Raw genomic sequence first — 22,284 nt, 5'->3', positions numbered from 1 at the left:
GCGCCCAGCCCCGCGATGAGACCCACCGCCACCACCAGCACCCAGAAGCGCTTCTCCACCCGGGTGAGGTCGCGCAGGTAGTCCGCGACGGAGTGGTGGAACTTGCGCGTGACGTTCACGCCGGGAGGTCCAACCTCGGGGTCTGGCGGGGTGTCGCGCGGAGGGCCCACGCGTGTCCAACCTAGGCACCCTGGCGTCCAGGCTCCGCGCCCGTGGACTCGTCTGCCCATCACTCGAGGCGGGCCGCCTGTCCTCTTGTCCCCAGAGGTTCTCGGGTTCTCGCGAACCTGGATGCGGAGCACGCGCACCCGGGCGAATGTCCTCGGGTTTCCGGGAGCGCGAGGAGTGCATGCGCGCTTCCAACGGGACGCGGGCCCGTCAGAAGGGCCACACGGCGCTGGCCGACCTGTGGGCCTGAGGGGTGAAGCGACCCCGTCGCCCGGGAGGGCCTCCGTGCTTCGAGGCCACCCCGAGCGCGGGGAGGTGCATCAGTTGTCGACGAAGAAGTTGAAGCGCTGGACGGTGGAGTTACCCACGCCGTCGCTCATCCACACGTCGATGGTGTGCGCGCCGTCGAGCAGCTCCGTGGTGTCGAGCAGCGCCGTCCAGTTGCCGTCGGGCTGGAGCGTGCCCTGGCGGATGCCGGACATGTCGCGGCTGAAGCCGATGTTGGACACCGGGCCGAAGTTGTCGGTGACGCGAGCGCGCAGGGTGATGGTGCCGCTGACGGTGCTGCCCGTGGTGGGCGCGAGCAGCGTGGCGGTGGGGGCCTGCACGTCGTAGTTCACCCGACGCGTGAGGGTGGAGGAGACGCCCGTCTCGCTCAGGGTGACGATGGAGAGGTTGTTGACGCCCGGGCTGAGGGTGAGCGTCGTCTGCACCGCGCCGCCGCCGCGTCCCACCGCGATGGGCGCGCCGCCGTTGATGCGCACCGTCGTCGCGGAGAGCGACTGGACGTTGACGGTGTACGTCAGGGCGTTGTTCGCCAGCGGGCCGTAGAGCTGGTTGTCCGCCGGGTTGGTGCTCACCACGGGCGAGCCCGGGTCCACCCAGATGAACACCAGCTTCTCCGTCACGTTGAAGGCGCTGTCCGTGGCGCGCACGAGGATGACCTGGTCGCCGTAGTTCATCGGCACCGTGTGCTCCACCGTGCCGTTGCCGAACTCCAGGAGCGACGTGGCCACCCACTGTGTCTCCACGCGCACCGGCGTCTGGTCCTGAACCGACGACGTCACCGTGACGTTCAGTCCGCTGAGCGCCGCGCCGTTGGTGGGCGCCAGGATGGTGAGGACGGGCGGCACGCGGTCCACCGTGAGGTTGACCTGCTTGGTGGTGACGCCACCGAAGCTGTCGCGCGCGGTGAGCTGGATGATGTTGGGGCCTTCGGTCAGGGTGATGGTGGTGTAGATGAGGCCACCGTTGCCGGGCGTGAGGGGGATGGTCGTCGCGCCGTTGATGATGAAGGCGGCGTAGGTGATGACGGCGCCGGGCGCGCGCGGCGTGGCATAGCCCCAGATGTCCAGCGTCGTCTCCTGCGTGAAGGCCGGCGGGTTGCCGATGGTGACCGACGGCGTGTCATGCGGGAACGCGTCGATGATGACGGTGCGCGCGTCGGTGCTGCCCAGCAGGTTGGCCAGGGGCGGCGCCAGCTCCACGCCCGAGTACACCGCGCGGAAGTCCTGCGAGCCCGTCACCGTCCACGTGTCGGTGGGCGGCACCCAGTTGAAGGTGAAGAGTCCATCGCCATCCACGTCCGCGTCTCCGCCCACGGGCACGCCCGCGACGTAGAAGGTGACGACGCCGCGGTTGGGACCGACGACGGGCAGGTTGTTCGAGTCCCGCACGCGCGCGGACAGCACGTTGCCCGTGCCAATGGTGATGTGCGCGTTGACGGCGGGCGCCTGGATGGTGGTGACGGTGGGCAGGCCGGTGACGGGAGGCAGCGGCGGGGTGTACGCGTTGACGCGGGCCGAGCCGGACACGCCCGGCGCGCCACCCGAGGCGGCGACCAGCGTGAACTCAGACGTGAGCGCGGGAATCAGGCCCGCGGGCGCGGTGACAGTCACGGTGACGGTGCTCTCGTCACCCGCGGCCAGGAACAGGCTGACGGGCGTGGGGAACGACGTCCAGCCGGGCAGGCCGCCCGTGGTGCTCAGCGTATAGGTGTCCGCCTGGTAGCCGTGGTTCTTCACGTTGAACGTGAAGGTGACCTGCTGTGCCTGCTGCGAGCCGATGACCAGCTCCTTGCGGGCCGCGCCCACCACGGTGACGTGCACGCTGAAGTCGCCGTAGCAGGACAGGCCCAGCGACGCGAAGGTGGTGGGGATGTCGAACGTCGCGGAGCCGGTGCGCCAGCTTCCGTCGGCGGACTGGCGCGTCTTCAGCCACTCGATGCTGCTGCGCACGCGCGGGTCCGTGGCGGGCTCGCGGCCGGCGAGGCACAGCGCGTAGATGGCGCTGCCGGTGGCCACGTCGTTGGCGGCGGCGTTGGGCAAGTCTCCCCAGCCCGGGTTGCCGGGCGAGACGCGGGTGAGCAGCCGGTTGGCCAGGGTGTTGATGGCGGTGACATTCGCGTTGGCCGGGCCGGGGCCCGCGGCCTTCAGGCCCACCACGGCCCAGGCGACCTGGAAGGTGTACGGCATGCCGTTGCCTGTGGCGGACGTGTCGCCGTTGTCCAGGTTGGCCCGGATGTACGCGGCGGAGCGGTCCAGCGCGGCCTGGTATGCGGCGGCCCTGGCCGGGTCCACGCGCTGCTTCGCCTGGGCGATGCCCGTCATGATGCGCGCGGTGGTGGGCAGGCTGCCGTGGTCCACCGGGAAGCTGGCGTGGTCGGACGCCCACCGGCCACTGGCCTCCTGCGTGGCGAGCGCCCAGTTGGCCGCGGCCACCAGCGTCGCGCTGTACTGCGTGGAGACGTTCTGGTCATACCCGGCCAGGCCGAACGTGGCGTAGGACGTCTTCTCGTTGCGGAACGAGGCGCCCTCGTGAATCCACGAGCCGTTGGCGAGCTGCTCGTTCTTGATGCGCTGGCCGAGGAACTCCAGGTTGAACTGGTTCGTCCGGCCGTTGGAGGCGACGACGTTCATGTCGTAGCCGTTGGCGCGCGCCGCGGCGATGCCGAACGTCGTGGCGCCCACGCGGTGACAGGCCGCGCAGCCGTTGGCGGTGACCCAGTTGGACACGTCCGCGCTCAGGAAGTTGATGGCGCGCTGGGTGGACTGGGTGTTGGTCTGCGTCTGCGCCGACGCGGGCGCGGACAAGAAGGCGACGACGAGCGTCAGCAGGCCCAACAGGGCCGGCCGCCGCGCGGGACGCCGCGACGAGGTAGCAAGGGAAGACATGGTGCTCCGAAGAGGTGGATGGCTGGCGCCAGCCATTGGCGCCGTGCGCGACACCTTTCGGGGCTCTGGGACGTGGCCGTGCCGTTCCGGAGCCGGAATCCCTCCAGGGTTCCTGTCCGAACGGGTGTGTCCAAAGAGTAAGTGGCCCCCCCCACAGGCAGCGCGTATTCGTGAAATACTGCAAGGTTGCTGAAACTGTCCAGTAGCCGAAAATCGGACAGTCCCAGTGATAACGGGGTTTTGAGTGACACCCACCCTCTATGAGAGGGCCGTGCATCGCCTGTGGTCGTGAAAGACCCGGGAGCGTGGGAGGCGGGTGACTCGGGCGTCTGGTGGGGTTGTCCCAGGCCGAAGGCGAGGGTGGCGCCGACGGTGGGGCGGGTGTTCAGCCCGAGCCGGGCGTCATCCCAGCCGCCCCGCGAGCCCGCGGACGCGAGCCTGGATGCAGAGGCTCGCGCGCAGGGGGCCGTGAGTCGGTCGAGGCTCAGCCGCCGACGATGTCGAGCGTCTGGCCGACGCCTCGGGTCCGCGCGACGTCGTAGAGGGCGCGGGCGAGGGCGACGTCCTGGAGCGCGAGGCCGGTGGAGTCGAAGATGGTGACTTCGTCTCCGGCGCGGCCGGGCTTCTTGCCGGCGACGACCTCTCCGAGGGTGCCGGCGATCTGCTCGGCGCGCAGCAGGCCGTCATGCAGGGGGACGTTGACCTCGCCGGAGTGGAGGGCCTGGTCGGTGTCGTCGATGAAGACGCGGCCCTCGGTGAGGATGCGTGGGTCCAGCTCCTGCTTGCCGGGGGCATCCGCGCCCATGGCGTTGATGTGCGCGCCGGGCTTGAGCCACTCGCGCTTCACCACGGGGGTGCGCGAGGGCGTGGAGGTGCAGACGATGTCCGCGCCGGAGGCTTCCTGGAGGCTGACCACGCGGCCACCCTTCTCGGCCTGGAGGGCCTTGGCGGAGACCTCCGAGACGTCGGCCAGGAGCAGCTCCAGCTCGCCGAAGATGGCGCGGTGCGCGTCGATGAGGACGCGGGCCTGCACGCCACAGCCGACGAGGCCGAGGGTGTGGGGCTTGGGCTTCGCGAGGAACTTGGATGCGACGCCGCCAGCGGCGCCGGTGCGCCAGGCGGTGAGCAGCGTGCCGTCGAGGATGGCGAGCGGGGACGCGGTGTCCGGGTCGCTGAGGATGTAGAGGGCGCGCACGGTGGGCAGGCCGTGCTTCTTGGGGTTCTGGGGATGGGCGTTGACCCACTTCACGCCCGCGGCGCCGTCGAGGAACGCCGGCATGGCGCGGAAGTCGCCGTCGTACTGCGGCAGGGAGAGGTACACCTTGGGAGGCATGAGCGACTCGCCACGACCGTGGGCCCGGAAGGCCCGCTCGACGGCGTCCAGGCCGAGCTCGACGGTGTAGAGGCCGCGCAGCTCTTTCGCGCTGAGGATGAGGGTGGACATGGCGGCGCTATATACCGGAGCGGCCGGGATGGCGCCGTAAGCACGGTATTGGCGGTGCTTCGGGAAAGGACTTCGCCCCGTGGACTTGTTCACTTCGCCCCTGTTGGAGCGGCTCGCGTCGGCCCGTCACGTGCTCATCGCGGGCGGTGGGGGTGGCTTCGACGTGTTCAGCGGGCTGCCGCTGTACTTCCGGCTGCGCGCGCTGGGGAAGACGGTGACGCTGGCGAACCTCAGCTTCACGCGGCTGGAGGCGCTGGAGTGTGAGCGGCCGGTGCCCGGCCTGTTCCGGGTGGACGCCTCCACCGAGGGGCGGGGGTACTACTTCCCCGAGGGGTGGCTGGCACGCTGGTTCGAGCGTCGGGGCGAGCAGGTGCCCCTTTACTGCTTCGAGCAGACCGGGATGGCGCCGCTGCGGGAGGCGTATGCCGCGCTGCACGCGCACCTGGGGTTCGACGCGGTGGTGTTGGTGGATGGGGGCACGGACATCCTGATGCGCGGGGACGAGGTGGGCCTGGGCACGCCGCAGGAGGACATCGCGAGCCTGGGGGCGGTGCATGCGCTGCCGGTGAGCGACAAGCTGGCGGTGTGCCTGGGCTTCGGGGTGGATACCCACCATGGCGTCTGCCACGCGCACTTCCTGGAGGCGGTGGCGGCGCTGAGCAAGGAGGGTGGCTACCTGGGTGTCACCGCGCTCCTGGAGGCGATGCCGGAGGTGGCGCTGTACAAGGAAGCCGTGGGCTACGTCTGTGAGCAGATGTCCCGCTCGCCGAGCATCGTCTCGCTCTCCGTGGTGTCGGCGCTGGAGGGGGACTATGGCGACGTGCATCGCACGCAGCGCACCCAGGGCAGCACGCTGTGGATCAACCCGCTGATGAGCATGTACTGGGCGTTCGATTTGACGCCCGTGGCGCGGCGCTGTCTGTACCTGGCCGCGCTGAAGGACACGCGCACGCCGTGGGAGATGAACCTCGTCATCGAGATGTTCCGCGCCTCGCTGTCCATCCGGCCGTGGAAGGACATCCCGGTGTGACGTCGGGTGTGGGATGGCGCCTGGATTCCCAGGGAATCCTCGGGCGATGGGGCCTCCGACATGGCTTCCGACAGGTCAGGCCATGCCCGCCGCCATGACGGACAGGGCTAGGATGTCGAGGGCGCTGGGAGGGTTGGGAGGTCGCTGTCAGGCGGTCATCCTCGCGGCGTCCTGACCCGCCGATGCGCCCTGATCCATCTCTGTCCTCCGTCCTCTCGCCGGCCCCTCTCTTCCTCTCGAATCCGCCCATCGAGTCCGTGACGCCCGACCTGTATGCGCGGGTGCGGGACCTCTACGAGCAGGGCCTCTATGTCCAGGCGTACCGGCTGACCGAAGCGGGCGTGCCCCTGGAGCGGTGGACCGGGCCTCGGGCGCGGGTGCTGGCGGGGCGACTGCTGCACCAGCTCGGCGCCTCGCGCGCGGCCTGTCTCCAGTGGACGCGCGCCTTCCGCGAGTCGCCGAATCACGCGGAGGCCCGCTACTACTTCTCGGCACTGCTCGCGCGCCGCAAGGGCCCACTGGCCGTGCTGGACTTCCTGGAGGGCGCGGCGGACCTGGAGTCCGCTTCGCTGGAGCAGCGCGCGGATCTGCTGCTCGCCCGCGCGGAGGCGCTCGTCGTCCTTCGCGACTTCGAGGACGCCGAGCGCTGGGTGAAGGAGGCGCTCACCCTCGTCCCCGAACATCCCTGGGTCCACGTGGTGCGCGCGTCGCTCCTGGAGGAACAGGACCGGCGTGAAGAGGCGCTCGAGGCGGTGCGGTATTCGCTCTCGCTGCACCCCTTCTATCGCCCGGCCGTGCACACGGCGGGGAGCCTCCTCACCCACCTGGGGCAGGACGCGGAGGCGCTGGAGCTGCTGTCGACGGCGTCACAGCGGCTGGAGTGCTCGGCGGTGTCGGGACAGCTCGCGCGTCTCCAGGAGGAGCTGGGCCTGTACGACGACGCCTGGGCGAGCTGGGAGCGCGCGTTGCTGCTGGCACCGAGGCTGGAGTCGAAGAACTTCTCGATGCTGATGTCCATGTGCTCGGACACGGCCTACCTGCGCGGGGATGTGCAGCGGGCCATCGACCTGGCCCAACTGAGTGGCTCTCCCTTCCACGCCCAGGTGGCGGAGCGGATGGCGGCGAGCACGGAGGGCCGTCGGCGGCTGTTGCCCGTGCGCTTCGTGCGGCAGCACCACAAGACGTGTGCGCCCGCGACGCTGGCCTCGGTGGCGGCGCTGTGGGACGTACCGGTGGAGCACCTGCAGGTGGCGGAGTCCATCTGCTACGACGGGACGCCCGCGTACCAGGAGCGCCACTGGGCGGCGACCACGGGCTGGCACGTGCGCGAGTTCCGCGTCACCTGGGACAGCGCCCGCGCGCTCCTGGACCAGGGCATCGCCTTCACGCTCACCACGCAGGAGCCGGGCAACAGCCACCTGCAGGCCGTGGTGGGCTACGACGAGCGCCGGGGCACGCTGCTGGTGAGAGACCCGTCCACGCGCCACCTCGTGGAGTTCGACACGGAGAAGGCGCTGGCGCACTACGCCTCCTGCGGTCCGCGCGGCATGGCGCTGGTGCCCGTGGCGCAGACCGCGCGGCTGGACGCGGTGGAGCTGCCGGAGGCCTCGCTGTACGACGCGCTCCACCAGATGGACGCGGCGCTGGTGGCGAATGACCGGACGGCGGCGACGGGCGTGCTGGAGTCGATGGAGCGCGACGCGCCCGGGCACCGGCTGACGTGGCAGGCGAAGCGCGCGCTGGCCGGCTACGACGACAGCACGCTGGACGCGCTGGCGGCGCTGAGCGGGCTGCGCGAGGCGTACCCCGACAACCTCAACTACCTGATGTCGTGGCTGGGCTGCCTGAACGAACTGGGCCGCCGCGAGGAGCTGCTTGGCGTGCTGCGCGAGCGCGCTCGGGAGAAGAAGGCGCACCCCATCCTGTGGCATGCGCTGGCGGCCGAGCTGATGACAGACGCGCGCGAGGAGGCCGAGGCGGAGCGACTGCTGGCTCGCACCTTGCGCATGCACCCCACCTTCGCGCCCACGTATCGCTCGCTGGCACAGCTGCGTGACTCCCAGCTCCGTCGGGACCAGGCGCTGCGGCTGTACCGCGCGGCGGCGTGCCTGGAGAAGCTGAGTGAAGGGTATGCCTGGAGCTATTTCGTGGCGGCCCAGGCGCGAGGAGAGACGGCGCGCGCGCTGGACTTCGTGACGGACCGCTTCCAGCGCTTCGGTGCGCGCAACGCCGCGCCCGCGCGCACGTTGTGCCGCGCGCTGGAGGAGCTGAGCCGGCCGCTGGAGGCGCTCGAGTTGCTGGAGCAGGCGTGCTCGCTGCGGCCCGAGGATGGAGAGCTGGCCCTCTTCGCCGCGGAGATGCACTCGCGCCTGGGCAACGAGGAGGCGGCGTCGCGTCACCTGCGCTCGGCGGAGGGCCGGGTGCGGGACGTGGCGTGGCACCGTGCCGCCGCCATCCTGTCGTCCGCGCGCGGAGAGCTCGCGGTGTCGCTGGGGCATTGGGAGCAGGTGCTCGCACGCGAGCCGCTGCCCTCGGATGCGCACCGGGAGCGGGTGCGGTTGCTCACCGACCTGGGCCGTGCTCCGGAGGCGAAGGCGCACCTGGATGCGGTGTGCGCGCGCTTCCCTCTTCACGCGGGCCTGCTGCAACTGCGCGTCGCGTGGACGCGGGAGCACGCGCCGTCGGCGGCCTTCGATGCACTGGAGGCCTTCCTGTCCGCGCACCCGGAGGACGCGTGGGCCCGGCGCGAGCGCGCGTCGATGTTGTCGGACCAGGGACGCCGCGAGGAGGCGCTGGAGGAGCTGGTGCGCGCGGAGGCGCTGGAGCCGCGCCACCCGTCGCTGCACTACTGCCGAGGACAGATTCTGGAGGCGTGTGGACGCAACGCCGAGGCGGAGGTCGCCTACCGCGAGTCCCTGAGGATTCAACCCTCCCGGCCCGGGATGCACGCGCTGATGGCACTGGCGACGACGCCCGAGGCGCGGCGAGCCTCGCTGACCTTCGTGCGCGAGTCGCTGGAGGGCATGGCGCAGCTCGATGACTCGGTGCTGGCCTTCGAGAAGGTGGCGGGCGACGTGCTGTCGACGGAGGAGCTGGGGGCCTGTCTGGAGGGCCTGCTCCAGCGCCACCCCGACTGCTGGGAGGCGTGGGTGGCGCGGCTGCGTCAACTGCTGCGCGCGCGGGAGCTGGACGAGGCGGTGCGCGTGGCGGAGCAGGCCACCACGCGCTTCGCGATGCTGGCGCCGGTGTGGCTGGAGCGCGCGCTGGTCCACCGGGCACGAGAGGACGACGCGGGCGAGCGTGAGGCGCTGGAGGCGGCATGTCGGCACTCGCCGGGCTGGACGCGTCCGGCGTGCGAGCTGTCGGAGCTGCTGGAGCGCGTGGGCGAGGTGGCCCAGGCGCGCGAGGTGCTGGAGCGCGTGGGCCGCGAGAATCCGCGCGATGGCATGACGCGGGGGTTCCTGGCGGACCTGCTGTGGCGCTCGGAGGAGCATGACCTGGCGCTGGAGCGCCTCTTCGAATCGCTGCGGTTGGACCCGACGTACGGGTGGGGCTGGGCGCGGCTGCAGGAGTGGTCGGAGGAACTGGAGCGGCAGGCGGACGCGGTGGCCTTCGCGCGGGAGCTCTGCGAGGGCCCCCTGCCGGACCCCATGGCGCGGCTGGCGCTCGCGGAGCTGCTGGAGGAAGCAGGGGAGGCCACGCGCGAGGAGCGATTGGCGCTGCTCGACGGAGCGCTGGAGTCTTCCCCTCGCATGGATGACGCGCACGACGCGCGGGCACGGATGCTCGTCGAGGCGGGGCGACTGGACGATGCGCTGGCGGCCTGCGCTCCGGCGGCCTACGGCGGCGAGCCTCCCTTGGCGCTGCGTGGCCGGGCCGCGTGGGTGCTCTTCGAGAAGGGCGCGCAGCGTGACGCGGTGACGGCGATGGAGGCCGTGCTCGCGGAGGCGCCTCGCTACGGCTGGGGTTGGCAGACGCTGGGCGAGTGGGCGCAGTCGCTCGAGGACGACGCCCTCCTCACGAAGGCGCGGGAGGCACTGGTGGAGCTGGGCCCCGAGGACCCGGTGGCGCACGCGCGGCTGGCCGACGTGCGCGCGAAGGCGGGCGATTTGAAGAGCGCCATCGCCGGATGGGAGCGCGCGCTGGAGCTGGCGCCGGACTACGCCTATGCCGCGACGCACCTCTTCGACGTGCGACTGGAGCAGGGCCAGCTGGACGAGGCGGCGCGGGCGCTGGAGGCGGCGCGGGGACATGCCCCGGAAGTGTTGGTGGCCGCGCGCGAGGTGCGGCTGGCGTGTGCCCGGGGCGACGCGAAGGCGGCCGCGCGCCATGTGGAGCAGACGTTGGCGGTGGTGGGGGACAGCACCTGGGCGATGGAGCGCTGCACGGAGGCCATGCGCTCACGAGGCTGGGGCTCGGTGATGGAGCGCGCGGTGGACGCGGCGATGGCGGCGCGTGGAGGCGAGACCTCGGAGGTGCTCGCGCGAGCCTGGAGTCTCCAGCACGCGGAGCGGACGTGGACCTGGAGGGTGTGGGGAAGACTGCACACGCTGGCCTCGGAGAGCGCCGTGGGCGTCGAGGCCCTGGCGGTGTACGTGGAGCGACTGGGTGAGCTGGGGCGCACCGTCCTGCTGGCGCTGTTCGTCTTCCTGTACGCAACCCCGCTGCGCTCGCATTCGCGAACCTGGGGCGCCGTGGGTTATGCGCTGATGAAGCAGCAGCGCCGGGCGCGGGCATGGCGTTGGCTGCGCGACTGGCGCGAGCAGCCCGCCGACGAGCTGCGTCCCTGGATGATGATGAACGTGCTGGTGGCCTGCTACGAGCACGGACGCCGCGAGGACGCCGAGGCGGCACTGGCTTTGGGATTGGCGCTGCCGGAGGAGCCCACGAGCGGGCACATGAAGGTGTGGCATGCCTTCTTCACGTCGCTGCGGGATGACCCCGAAGCCTTGTTGGACGCGGCGCTGCTGGACGTGACGCACGTGCCCACGGATGGCCTGCTCAAGCTCGCCCTCGGGCTGGCCAGGACGGTGCAAACCGCGCGGAAGTCGGGGGCCCGCGCGGCGCGCGCTGCGTTGGCTATGGCCGAGCAGGGCATGGAGGGCTTCCACTCGCATGCGTTGGCGCGCAGGGCGCATCGCGACGCGGTGGCCCGGGTGCGCGCGGTGGTGGGCTGGCGCGCGTGGCTGCGCTCTTTGTTCTGAGTGCCTCTGGCCGTCAGCGCCGCGAGTCCAGCCAGGACACCAGCACGTCGGCGTGACAAGGGCCGGGCTTGCACCAGCAGCCCAGCCGCTGGCCCCGCAGCGCGAGCACGTCCTCGCGCCAGGCGGCGTCGTGACGGGTGCGCAAGTCCAGGTACCAGCGGAAGGACTCGAACGCGTCCACGTCCGGGCCCATGCGACGCAGGGCCTCTTCGCGGACCTGCTGCTGCTCGGTCTCCGGCAGCGCGCCGAGCCAGGGGACGAAGTACTTCTTCAGCATGGCGCCCGGAGTGCCGACGCCTCCGGGTTTGAACGGGTTGCCGAAACGACCGGGCACGGGGTTGGTGGGGCTCGGCTTCGCCCACGCGCGGAAGGCCCGGCCCACGTACACGTCACAGCCTTCGTGCACATGGACCGCCGTGGTGCGCGTCCCGGTCATCGGCATCACCTTCAGGGCTACTTCTTGCGCTTCTTGCCGGACGCGGGGACGGCGGCGGGGGCGGCGGCCGCGGCCTGCTCGGCGGCGACCTTCAGCTCGTCGCGCTCCTTCGACACGTTGGCCAGCTCACCCTCCAACTCGCCGACCTTCGTCTTGAGCGCCTCGTTCTCCGCGCTCAGCGTCTCCTTGTCCTTGCGCAGCACGTTCACTTCGACTTTCGCGCGGTTCAGCTCGCGCGAACCACCGCATCCGACGAGGGGAACCACCGCCAGCATCGCCACGGCCATCCATGCCTTCATGTGAGTCTGCTCCTCTGTGCCCCGGGCCCGAGGGCCTGGGGACTTGATTCATTCGGTGAGGGGAAGGGGCCGGAGGAGCCCACCCGTCCCACCGGCATCGAGCCGGCGAGCCTAGGCATGGAGCCGTCACGAGCGGAAGCCACCGTTGCGTCGGATGCGCTCACGCTGGGGGAGGGAGTGTTTGCATCTCAAAGCGCGGCGCCGGGCCCCGCAGTGCCAGCTCCTTGGACTTCGTGAATCCACACGGACTCGAGGCCCCAGGTGAAGAGGGCGCGGTGGCGGGAGAGGACGGTGAAGCCCTTGGCCTCCACGGGGCGGGTGACGGTGAGGACGCGGGTGCCGGGGCGGCAGGCGAGCAGGCGGGTGACGAGCCGGGCCCGGGTGTCTGGAGAGAAGGCCGTCCAGTTGATGAAGACGTGGGTGGCGTCGCCGAGCGAAAGGTCCGCCTGGGTGGCGTCCGCCTGCCGCAGCACCGCGCCCGTCCTGGCCAGGGGACCCGAGGCGAGCGCGACGTGTTGTTCGAGCAGTTCGAGCCCCAGGGCCTCCGCGCCCAGCCAGCGCGCGGCGAGCAGGGCCCGCCCGCGTCCCGCGCCCAGGTCCACCAGCCGGGAGCCCTTCGTCAGCCCGGCTTTCCGGAAGAGCGACAGCGCGGTGTGCACGGGCGTCTCGCCGTACATCAGCTCGTGGAAGTCCTGGTGGCTCGCGTGCAGGACGCGGATCAACTCGAAGGAGCGACGCGGGCGGTAGGGTGAGACGAGCACCTCGCGCAGCCACAGTCGCAGCCAGGCGAGCAGGAGCCGGGGGCGCCACGCGAGCACGAGAAAATCCCCCAGCCGGTTCACCCCTTCCAGGCCCAGGCTCCAGACGCGGATGACGAGGAGTCGGGGGAGGGAGATGTGGAGGTCGTCGTCGGATGACGAATCTCGCCGCGCGGGCGGGCTGGGTGAGTCCTCGGCCATGGCTGGGGCGGGCGAGGGTAGCACTCGTGAGAGCAAGGCCGTGCCGAGGTGCCCCGCGACTTTTCGCGGGGACCCGGGTTCGTACCGCCAGACCCGATGAGCCGGCCTGCCCGGCCTGACGCTGGAGATGAGCCATGAAGCGGAACGTGTGGACCGTGGGGACGCTGGTGCTGGGGTTGTTGTTGGCGCTGCCCGCGAGCGCGGCGAAGGCGGACCGTCGGCAGGTGCGCCAGCAGGCGCGCATCGTCCAGGGCGTGAAGAGTGGAGAACTCACGGGCCGCGAGGCGGTGCGGCTCCAGTCCCAGCACCGCGAGCTCCGGCGGGACATCCGTGCGGCGCGAGCGGATGACGGCCGACTCGATGTCCGGGAGCGCGCGAGCATCCAGCGCGAGCAGAACCAGCTCAACCGCCGCATCCATCGCCAGAAGCACGACGGGCAGTCGCGCTAGCCGTTCGGGTGGAGTGACTCGATGCCCTCTGGGGTGCACGCGAACCTTCACCAGGTGCTCAACCCGGGCGGGTCCTCGTGCGAGGCATGAGGTGTTTCTGAACGACCTTCTCCAGTGCCCGTACTTCGTCGTCACTCAAGGCACTGAAGTATTTGGTCCGCTTGCCTTTGGACAAGTGGCCTCCATTCTGGAGGCAGAACTGGACGAAGCGATTGCGCGCCGTGTCCGGCAGTTCGACGATGCCATCGAGCTTTTCGCGGGCTTCACGGTAGCGGACGATGAAGTCCAGTTCGTCGCGGAACTCCGTGCGGATGGTTTCTTCAGTCCACCGGTAGAGGTCCTCCGCCATGCGCGTGAAGTCGACGTAGCGGTAGAAGCCGCTTGTCTTTCCTTTCACGGAGAGGCGCCCCATCTCGTCCACGGTGTAGTCGAGGAGCTTCATGAGGGGTTTGGAGAAGGACTCAAGGCAGGCGTCGTACTGCCCTCGCCTCTGCAACATGATCGCGGAGATGGGGAAGATGAGCCCCTTGGGAGTGAACTCCGCCCGGGAGAGGATGTAGTGGATGAGCAGTCTATGGAGTCGTCCGTTGCCATCCTCGAAGGGGTGGATGAAGACGAAGCCAAAGGAGATGGCGGCCGCATGAACGATGGGGTCCACTGCGGAATCCGTCATCCGCTCCAATGAGGAGAGCAGTCCTCGCATCAGTCGGGGGACCATCTTGGGCTGTGGCGGAACGAAGTGGACGTGTTGACGCAGTCCCACGCCGACGGACTCACCCACATAGTTCTGCTCCGCGCGGTAACTCCGCTCCCCGAAGCGGTCCTCCACAATCACGTTCTGCATCTGGACCAGCGCGGCCTTGCTCAGGGAGTCCCAGGAGGGAATCTCACGCAAGAGGGAGGCAAACCGCGCGGCGCGCTTCTGGCTGGGTTCCTCCCGCTCGATGTCGAAAGAGGAGCGGGTCTCCTTGGTGTAGAGGTAGTCGACAGCACGATGGAGCGCGTCCTCGTCGTAGGACTCCACGATGCGCACGGCCTCGCTCGCGAGCTGTTTCGCCTCGAACTCTTGGAGGACGGAGGTTCGCCGCACCAAGGGACAGAAGTTCACGTCGCCCAGCAGGTTGTCGCGCACGCGATGTCGCCGGCTGTTGATGGGCCGGGCGGTGTAGTAGCGCTTGGGGTCGAGCAGTTCGACGTAGTTGCCCTGGCTCACATCCTCCAGGGGAAGACGCCGCTCCGTGAGGAACTCATAGAGGAACCACAGTCGCCGGGTGTTCTGCCCCGTGGGGCGTGCCTGGATGTGGTAGGTCAGCTCGTCCTCGAAAGGCCCCTGCTTCACCGCTCGGAACAACGCGGCGAGAATCTCCAGGGAGATGCCTTCGTGTTTGAGCGCGAACTCCAGTTGGTCGCAAATCGCGGGCCCTGGATTGTACGGGTTCGGGTAGGTGACGAACTCGCGCCCATCGCTGCTCTGCATTTGCTTGCCCGCGACCGCCGCGCAGGATGAAAGCTGATGGGGCGGTAGCACCTCGAGATCATGATCCGCGATGACCTTCGCGTACCCGATGGGGCTGCCTTTTCCCGGCAACATCGCGGACCCCTCCTGTCCCTCTCTCCTCGGTTTGAGGGCCTGTTGCCTGCACTTGATTGCAGGCCAGGCGCGCTGCGGACCTCGATAGTTCCGAGGGCTATAGCCCATGACTGCGTTATTTTCTGTCGAAATCGTTAGAAAAAGCCGGTTCAGACAAGAATTAGTTACGACGGATGCTTGGTGAGAGAGCGGCCGTGTCCGGTTCACCCGCCCTCCTCAAACAAAGAAGGCCCCCACTGTGGAGGCCTTCACGCGCTACCCGCCGGGCGGCTTCGCTTCAGTGGCCACGCGTGGACGGCGGATCAGGCCGCGGGGGCCTTGGCGCGCAGAATCTTCATGAACTCGCGCATCCAAGCCGGGTGGTCCGGCCAGGCGCGGGCGGAGACCATGTTCCCGTCGACGACGGCGGCGGAGTCGATGAACTCCGCGCCGGCGTCCCGCACGTCGAGCTTCAGTGCGGGGTACGCGGCGCTCTTGCGGCCCTTGAGGACGCCGGCCGCGGTGAGCAGCAGCGGGCCGTGGCAGATGTGGGCCACGGGTTGGTTCTTGTCGAAGAAGTGCCGGACGATGCGCTGACAATCGGCGTCGTTGCGGATGTACTCGGGGGCTCGGCCGCCGGGGATGACGAGCGCGACATAGTCGGCCGGCTTCACCTCGGAGAAGGCCAGGTCCGCCTGCCACGTGTAGCCGGGCTTCTCCGTGTACGTGTCGAAGCCGTCCACGAAGTCGTGCACCACGAACTGGAGCTTCTTCTTCGACGGGGCCGCGAGGTGGACCTCGTAACCCTCCTCCAGCAGTCGCTGGTACGGGTACATCACCTCCAGGGACTCCGCCGCGTCGCCTGCGAGCATCAGGACCTTGGCCATGGGTGTCACCTCCATTGGGGTCTCAACGAACGACCGCTCCATCGTCTCCGCTGGTCTGACCATCAGTCAATCAGGTAGTCTGTCCGTCATGGTTTCCGGACGGACGTTCCAGGCGGTGGTTCGTAACCCCTTGTATCTCCAGGTGGCGGAGCGGATTCGGGAGGCCATCCTCAGTGGAGGGATGCCGCCTGGGGATGCGCTGCCCCCGGAGCGGGAGCTGGCGGAGCAGTTCGGGGTGAGCCGGGCCTCGGTGCGCGAGGCGCTCCGGGCGCTCCAGGCGCAGGGGTTGGTGGTGGGGCGGGGGAAGGCGCTGGTGGCTCGGGCGGCGAGCGGCCTGCTGAGCGAGGCGCTGACGCACGTGGTGCGGCTGCGGCTGGCGTCACTGGAGGATCTGGTCGACCTGCGGTGTGTATTGGAGGCGGCGGCGCTGGAGCGGGCGGCGCGGCGGGCGGACCGGACGCACCTGGAGGCCGCGAGAGCGGCGCTGGAGGAGATGCGGCGGCCGGGTGTCACCGCGGAGTCCTTCCATGAGGCCGACGTGCGCTTCCACGTGGAGTTGGTGGCGGCGTCGGGCAATCGGGCCATGCACCTGGTGATGCTCGCGCTGCGCGACGCGATGGCGAGGCACCTGCTCGACGCGTTGGGGACGGAGGGACCGGGAGTGCTCCAGCGGCTCGCGGATGAGCACGCGACGATGCTCGACGCGGTGGAGCGAGGTGACGCGGCGGGCGCGGCGGCGCTGCTGCGCGAGCACATCGTGGGGTTCTACCGCGCGTCCGTCTCGGTGCCAGCGGAGGCCGCGCGATGAGCGGCCAGGGCGCGTGTGATTTCAAGCCCACGCGCAAGGAGGTTGCTCCATGACGACCGATGGGAACGGAGCCTTGCTGCGAGAGCTGGCGGCGGTGCTCCCCGCCGAGGTGCTCGTCACGGACGCGGACGTGCTCGACGCGCACCGGAGGGACCAGGCCGAGTGGGCCCCCTCGGGCATGCCCCAGGTCCTCGTGCGCGCGACGTGCACGGAGGACGTGCGCGCGGTGCTGCGCATCGCCTCGGCACGTCGAGTCCCCGTGGTGCCTCGGGGCGCGGGCTCGGGGCTGTCTGGCGGAGCGAACGCGCTCGACGGGTGCATCGTCCTGTCGTTGATGCGGATGAACCGCGTGCTGGAGGTCGACGCGAAGGGGATGCTCACCGTCGTGCAGCCCGGGGTGCTGAACGCGGAGGTGAAGGCCGCCGCCGCCGCGCACGGGCTCTGGTACTCGCCGGACCCGGCGAGCTGGGAGTTCTCCAGCCTGGGCGGCAACCTCGCCACCAACGCGGGTGGACTGTGCTGCGTGAAGTACGGCGTGACGGGGGACGCGGTGCTCGGACTCGAGGTCGTCCTCGCGGATGGCTCCGTGGTGCGCACGGGCGGGCGCACGGTGAAGAACGTCGCGGGCTATGACCTGACGCGCCTGTTCGTCGGCTCGGAAGGCACGCTGGGCGTCATCACCGAGGCGACGCTCAAGCTGCGCCCCAAGCCGCCCAAGGCGACGACGCTGGTGGCCACCTTCCCCACGCTCGCGAGCGCGGGCGCGGCCGTCACGGACATCATGGCGCGCACGCGTCCGTCGATGCTGGAGCTGATGGACCAGGCCACGTGCCGCGCCGTGGAGGCCTACAAACCCCTGGGCCTGGACGTGGACGCGGCGGCGTTCCTCCTCGCGCGCTCGGACGCGGGCGGCGAGCAGGGCGTGGCGGAAATCGAGGCCATGGCGAGCTGCTGCGAGGCCACCGGGGCGACCTTCGTCATGCACACCTCGGATGAAGCCGAGGGCGAGCTGCTCCTCACCGCGCGCCGCCTCGCCTACCCGGCGTTGGAGCGGCAGGGCGCCACGTTGCTGGATGACGTGGGCGTGCCGCTGTCGCGAATCCCGGAGCTGTTCGCCGCCGTCGAGCGCATCGCCGCCGACCGGGGTGTCCTCGTCGGCACCTTCGGTCACGCGGGTGATGGGAACATGCACCCCACCGTGGTCTTCGACCGCCAGGACGCGGCGGCGCTGGAGCGGGCGCGCGGGGCGTTCGACGACATCCTCGGCGCGGCGCTCGATTTGGGCGGCACCATCACCGGCGAGCACGGAGTGGGCGCGCTGAAGCAGCCCTTCCTGGGCCGGCAGTTGGGGGAGGAGGGGCTGCGGCTGCACCGCCGCATCAAGGGGGCGATGGATCCACTGGGCATCCTCAACCCCGGCAAGGTGCTCTGAATCCCCACGGCCTCGCGCGGCGCGTGGGCCTTCGACGCGCCGCGCATTTCCCGTGGAATCGCGCGCGGTTGTTCGCCGACCCGGGAGGTCGGTCGAATATCGTCATCGACGATGTCGAGACCTCGCTCCTGGCTCCGACATCTCGATGAACGCGCCCCAATGGAGGGGCGCGGTGCCAAGAGAAAGAGGGAGCCACCCATGAAGTACATGCTCATGATGAACACCCCGGCCGGTGGGGCGTACCAGGTCGCCAGCTGGCCGCAGAAGGACCTCCAGGCGCACATCGCGTTCATGAAGGGCTTCGCGAAGAAGCTCGGCGCCTCGGGCGAGCTTCTAGGCGCCGAGGGCCTCGCTGGACCCGACCAGGCGAAGAGCGTGCGGGCCGGGGCGGACGGCAAGCCCATCACCGATGGCGTGTTCCCGGAGTCGAAGGAGTTCCTCGCGGGCTACTGGATTGTCGAGGTGGAGAACCCCGAGCGCGCCTATGCCATCGCCGCCGAGGCCTCCGCCGCGCCCGGACCTGGTGGCAAGCCGCTCAACCTGTCGATTGAAGTGCGGCAGGTGATGAGCGGTCCCCCTCCCGACATCGCGTGATGGGGGTCGCGGAACACGTCCACATCGAGCACCTGTTGCGCGAGCATGCGCCGCGGGTGCTGGGCGCGGTCATCCGGCGGTTTCGAGACTTCGGAGCCTCGGAGGACGCGGTCCAGGAAGCGCTGCTCGCGGCGGCCCTGCAGTGGCCTCGCGAGGGCGTGCCGGACGACCCGCGCGCGTGGCTGATTCAGGTCGCCTCGCGGCGCATCACAGACCATGTGCGCGCGGAGGCGGCCCGTCGCCACCGCGAGGAGCTGGTCGTCAGCCTGGTGCCGCCGGAGCTGCAGCTCGTGCTCTCGCTGGACAGCGACGAGGCGCTGGGGCGGGACGATGCGCTCGTGTTGCTGTTCATGTGCTGTCACCCGGCGCTGTCGATGACGTCCGCGATTGCGCTGACGTTGCGCGCGGTGGGCGGCTTGACGACGGCCGAAATCGCGAAGGCGTTCCTCGTCCCCGAATCGACGATGGCGCAGCGAATCAGCCGCGCCAAGCAGACCATCAAGAGCTCCGGGGTGCCGTTCCAGAAGCCCACGCCGGAGGAGACCGCGCAGCGGTTGGGCGCGGTGCTGCACGTGCTCTACCTCATCTTCAATGAGGGCTACACGGCGACGTCCGGTCCGGAGCTGCACCGCACGGACCTGTCGGGCGAGGCGATTCGCCTGACGCGCTTGTTGCACACGCTGCTGCCCGAGGACGGCGAGGTGGCGGGGCTCCTCGCGTTGATGCTGCTCACGGACGCGCGCCGGAAGGCGAGGACGGGGGCGGCGGGGGAGCTGATTCCGCTCGACGTGCAGGACCGGACCCTGTGGGACGCGAGGATGATTACCGAGGGAATCGCGCTCATCTCCGCGACGCTGTCGAAGGGCTCGCTGGGGATGTACCAGGTGCAGGCGGCCATCGCGGCCGTGCATGACGAGGCGGCGCGCGCGGAGGACACGGACTGGCCGCAAGTGCTGGCGCTCTACGGCGTGTTGATGCGCCTGTCCGACAACCCGGTGGTGGCGCTCAACCACGCCATCGCGACGGCGATGGTGCTGGGGCCGGAGGCGGGGTTGGTGCTGGTGAAGGGGCTGGATGAGGAGGGGCGGCTGGAGGGGAGCCATCGGCTCGATGCGGTCCGCGCGCACCTGTTGGAGCGAGCGGGGAAGCACGAGGCGGCGGTGGAGCACTACCGGAAGGCCGCGGCGCGCACCACGAGTCTGCCGGAGCGGAACTATCTGCTGACACAGGCGGCGAGGCTGAGCGACGCGAAGAAGTAGCGCGCGACGGACACTCTGGCGCGGCGCGGCGAACCGGTGACGGCCGAGTGGAAGGAAGGGGAAGCCGCTATGCCCTGAGGTGCATGCCGCGAAATGCGGAGCCTCGACTAGCGTTCCTGGACGGTGAGGGAGTTGGGGCTCTTTCATCGACGAGGGGGAAGACCATGTCCACCACCCATGTCATTCGACGTGGCGAGTGCATGTTGCTGGTCGCACGGCGCTACGGAATCCTGGACTACCGGCAGGTCTACGAGCATCCGGCCAATGCGGAGCTGCGTCGCAAGCGGCCCAATCCGAGTGTGCTCTATCCCGGGGACACGGTGTTCATCCCGGAGCCGCGTCCCTCGTTGATGCCGCTCTGTGAAGGGTTGCCGCGCTCTCTCACTGTCAATGCGAGTGCCCGCTATCTGCGGCTCGAGTTGCGAGACGACGTGGGCGCACCGCTCGCGAGCAGACCCTATCTGTTGTTGTTCGGTCCCCGGGTGGTGGAGGGGGAGACGGACGGAAACGGCCTCCTGGTGCAGCGCGTTCCGCTCAGCGCGAGTCGTGCCGAGCTGGAGTGTGAGGACCAGTGGTGGGAGCTGGAGCTGGGCACGCTGCGTCCCATGCACGACGTGCCGGATGACGGTGTCGCGGGGGCGGAGGCCCGGCTCATCAACCTGGGGTACGCGCTGGCGCCGACGGGGCGGATGACGCTGGAGCTGCGCAGCGCGCTTCGAGCCTTCCAGCACCGCAATGGCCTGGCCGTCACGGGTCGGTTGGACGCGGAGACGTCGACAAGGCTCGAAGCGTTGCACGGGAGCTGAGGCATGACGGCGAAGGCGGCGAAGAGGCGGGGCGGGGCGGAAGCGGAATCTCCGAAGAAGGTCGCGGTGGCGACGGCGCCGGAGCGAGAGGCGCACCACGCGACGCTGAGAGAAGCGCAGTGTACGGACTGCGCGGTGGGACTGCTGCGGCAGTACGTGAGTGCGAGCCTGCGCAGGCAGGGGAAGGCGGACCCGGGGAACCGACGGTTCCACTTGAAGGGTGACGAGGCGCTGGAGTTCTCGCGGACGACGCCCCTGGCGCTTCAGCTCGTGGGACTGCGTCGGGAGCGCGGCGTGGCCCCGGGGTTCGAGGACCTGCTGCTCGTGCTCTATGACCCGGCGCTGCTCGTGGATGCGGAGCGGCCCCTGCTCGATGCGGAGGGCTTGCGCGAGGCGAACCTGGAGGACGCGCAGGCGTATGTGGACGCGGTGCTGGAGGACCGCGTGCACGCGCCACCGAGGGACTGGCCATTTCCGGGCGTGGATGTGTCCTGTCCGAAGTGCAAGCACTGGCGCGTGGCGATGTTCCCCCTCACCACGGAGACGGGCCACTCACCGGAGGAGGCCGCGCGGGGAACGAAGTCCCTTCACCTGAGCGCGATAGCGCCGGGGCTCTACAACGCGCACTTCCGACTCGCGCCGCACGAGGAGGGAGCGGAGCCCTCTCCCGCACCGGGACGCTCTGACGGCGCGCCTCCCGAGAAGAAGAGCCAGTCCAACCGAGTCGCGCCGCACGAGGAAGACACGGCGGCGTCGCCCGTGCTCCGGCTCTCCGAGGACGCGATACCCGTGAGAAGGCGTCACCTCATCGCTGAGTTGTTGAAGTCCGCGCAGGCGGCACACGACCAGGAAACGGACGAGGTGATTCGGGCGGGCTTCCTCGAGAAGGACACCGCGACGAGGAAGTCTCAGGCGGGGCCCGCGCTGAACGATGCGGACGCGTCGGTGACAGAGCCCCCGGCACGGACCGACGCCGCGCGGGTGGCCGAGCACCGGAAGCGACAGGCGGTGTCAGTCTTCGAGGCGTTCAAGGCGAGGCTCGAAGCACAGGAGCGGTGTCTCCGTTTGGAAGATGCAAACGGGACGGAGACGCAGGACTTCACGGCACAAGGCAACGCGCTGGCTCATCTGGAAGTCGTGGAGGACAAGACGGCTCCGATGAAGTCGGGCCTGCGGTGCGTCTTCAAGACACCCCCGTCGTCTCCGCCAAGGACACTGCGGCTGACGGCGGAGTCCGTGCTCGTCACGCTCGGCACGACGAGTGGCGCGGGCTTCCATCCACCCGGAGTCGGAGGGTCGGGCGTCGAGGCCCGTCAGGTGTTCCGCTCACCCGAGGACTTCAAGACCTTCCTCCGGATGGCGGTGCTGTCGAAGCGAGCGCTCTGTCCCGCGCGCCAGTCGACCTGCACCGGGTCTCGAGGATGCTCGACTCGAATCCAGGACCTGGAGCCCTGTGACTTCGGAGCCTGTGGCTTCAGGTTCGACTACGTGCTGGCCGAGACGACTCGCGCGAACATGGAGGCGCTCGTGTCCCGACTGGGTGGCCCGGACTGGGACACGCTCTTCGCGTCGTCCTGAGCCTCCCCAGTTCCGCGATATCGAAACAACGACTCAGCTCCGGACGGTGGCGTGCTCGGTGGCCCAGTTGAGGGCGAGGTCCGCGACGGCCTCCCAGCCCGGCTGCGCCACGGTGTAGTGCGAGCGGCCCTTGAGCTCCACGTACTCCGTCACCGCCTTCGACTTCGCGTAGCGCTTCACGTTCTCCC

General features: G+C 69.8%; 16 protein-coding genes. 9 read left to right on the top strand and 7 right to left on the bottom strand.

Going from position 1 to position 22,284, the window contains the following annotated elements:
- Positions 1–488: 488 nt before the first annotated feature.
- Positions 489–3,341, bottom strand: coding sequence for an Ig-like domain-containing protein (locus tag HR086_RS27995; protein ID WP_174460385.1), 2,853 nt, complete (start codon positions 3,339–3,341; stop codon positions 489–491).
- A 484-nt stretch (positions 3,342–3,825) separates the two neighbouring features.
- Positions 3,826–4,785: an ornithine cyclodeaminase family protein gene (locus HR086_RS27990; RefSeq protein WP_174460386.1), complete on the bottom strand. Its 960-nt coding sequence runs from the start codon at positions 4,783–4,785 to the stop codon at positions 3,826–3,828.
- Between the two features lie 79 nt (positions 4,786–4,864).
- Between HR086_RS27990 and HR086_RS27985 the strand changes: the two genes are divergently transcribed.
- The gene (locus HR086_RS27985) at positions 4,865–5,815 is read left to right on the top strand and encodes a DUF1152 domain-containing protein (RefSeq protein ID WP_174467146.1); all 951 of its coding nucleotides are present in this window, start codon (positions 4,865–4,867) and stop codon (positions 5,813–5,815) included.
- A 257-nt stretch (positions 5,816–6,072) separates the two neighbouring features.
- Positions 6,073–11,019: a tetratricopeptide repeat protein gene (locus HR086_RS27980; RefSeq protein WP_174467145.1), complete on the top strand. Its 4,947-nt coding sequence runs from the start codon at positions 6,073–6,075 to the stop codon at positions 11,017–11,019.
- Between the two features lie 13 nt (positions 11,020–11,032).
- On the opposite strand, the gene HR086_RS27975 is transcribed toward HR086_RS27980, so the two are convergent.
- The 3 genes from HR086_RS27975 to HR086_RS27965 all read right to left on the bottom strand — a co-directional run bounded on the left by HR086_RS27975 (position 11,033) and on the right by HR086_RS27965 (position 12,713).
- Positions 11,033–11,455 carry a DUF4326 domain-containing protein gene (locus HR086_RS27975; RefSeq protein ID WP_174456247.1) on the bottom strand — a complete coding sequence of 141 codons (423 nt, stop codon included), beginning with the start codon at positions 11,453–11,455 and terminating at the stop codon, positions 11,033–11,035.
- A 17-nt stretch (positions 11,456–11,472) separates the two neighbouring features.
- Positions 11,473–11,754, bottom strand: coding sequence for a hypothetical protein (locus HR086_RS27970; RefSeq protein ID WP_141642476.1), 282 nt, complete (start codon positions 11,752–11,754; stop codon positions 11,473–11,475).
- A gap of 188 nt (positions 11,755–11,942) precedes the next feature.
- Entirely contained in the window at positions 11,943–12,713 is a 771-nt protein-coding gene (locus HR086_RS27965) for a class I SAM-dependent methyltransferase (protein WP_174467144.1), read from the bottom strand.
- A 134-nt stretch (positions 12,714–12,847) separates the two neighbouring features.
- Here HR086_RS27965 and HR086_RS27960 point away from each other — a divergent pair, with 134 nt between their 5' ends.
- Complete coding sequence (locus tag HR086_RS27960) at positions 12,848–13,162, top strand: hypothetical protein (protein WP_174456131.1); 315 nt, start codon at positions 12,848–12,850, stop codon at positions 13,160–13,162.
- Positions 13,163–13,220: 58 nt separating this feature from the next.
- On the opposite strand, the gene HR086_RS27955 is transcribed toward HR086_RS27960, so the two are convergent.
- Complete coding sequence (locus HR086_RS27955) at positions 13,221–14,753, bottom strand: Fic family protein (RefSeq protein ID WP_174456132.1); 1,533 nt, start codon at positions 14,751–14,753, stop codon at positions 13,221–13,223.
- 302 nt (positions 14,754–15,055) lie between these two features.
- Positions 15,056–15,619, bottom strand: a complete 564-nt coding sequence (locus HR086_RS27950; protein ID WP_141642479.1) for a DJ-1/PfpI family protein — start codon at positions 15,617–15,619, stop codon at positions 15,056–15,058.
- An 88-nt stretch (positions 15,620–15,707) separates the two neighbouring features.
- Here HR086_RS27950 and HR086_RS27945 point away from each other — a divergent pair, with 88 nt between their 5' ends.
- The 6 genes from HR086_RS27945 to HR086_RS27920 all read left to right on the top strand — a co-directional run bounded on the left by HR086_RS27945 (position 15,708) and on the right by HR086_RS27920 (position 22,096).
- Complete coding sequence (locus HR086_RS27945; protein ID WP_174456133.1) at positions 15,708–16,427, top strand: FadR/GntR family transcriptional regulator; 720 nt, start codon at positions 15,708–15,710, stop codon at positions 16,425–16,427.
- Between the two features lie 49 nt (positions 16,428–16,476).
- Positions 16,477–17,859, top strand: coding sequence for an FAD-binding oxidoreductase (locus tag HR086_RS27940; RefSeq protein ID WP_174467143.1), 1,383 nt, complete (start codon positions 16,477–16,479; stop codon positions 17,857–17,859).
- A 198-nt stretch (positions 17,860–18,057) separates the two neighbouring features.
- Positions 18,058–18,453, top strand: coding sequence for a YciI family protein (locus tag HR086_RS27935; RefSeq protein ID WP_174460393.1), 396 nt, complete (start codon positions 18,058–18,060; stop codon positions 18,451–18,453).
- Positions 18,453–19,712: an RNA polymerase sigma factor gene (locus HR086_RS27930; protein WP_174467142.1), complete on the top strand. Its 1,260-nt coding sequence runs from the start codon at positions 18,453–18,455 to the stop codon at positions 19,710–19,712. Before HR086_RS27935 ends, HR086_RS27930 begins: the two co-directional genes overlap by 1 nt.
- Positions 19,713–19,876: 164 nt before the next feature.
- Entirely contained in the window at positions 19,877–20,518 is a 642-nt protein-coding gene (locus tag HR086_RS27925) for a peptidoglycan-binding domain-containing protein (RefSeq protein WP_174456137.1), read from the top strand.
- Positions 20,519–20,521: 3 nt separating this feature from the next.
- On the top strand, positions 20,522–22,096 hold the full coding sequence (locus HR086_RS27920; protein ID WP_174467141.1) for a hypothetical protein: 1,575 nt from the start codon (positions 20,522–20,524) through the stop codon (positions 22,094–22,096).
- Positions 22,097–22,284 lie beyond the last annotated feature (188 nt).

The sequence above is a fragment of the Myxococcus sp. CA039A genome (assembly GCF_013336645.1).
Lineage (GTDB): Bacteria > Myxococcota > Myxococcia > Myxococcales > Myxococcaceae > Myxococcus > Myxococcus llanfairpwllgwyngyllgogerychwyrndrobwllllantysiliogogogochensis.
This window is presented reverse-complemented; position numbering and strand designations above follow the sequence as displayed.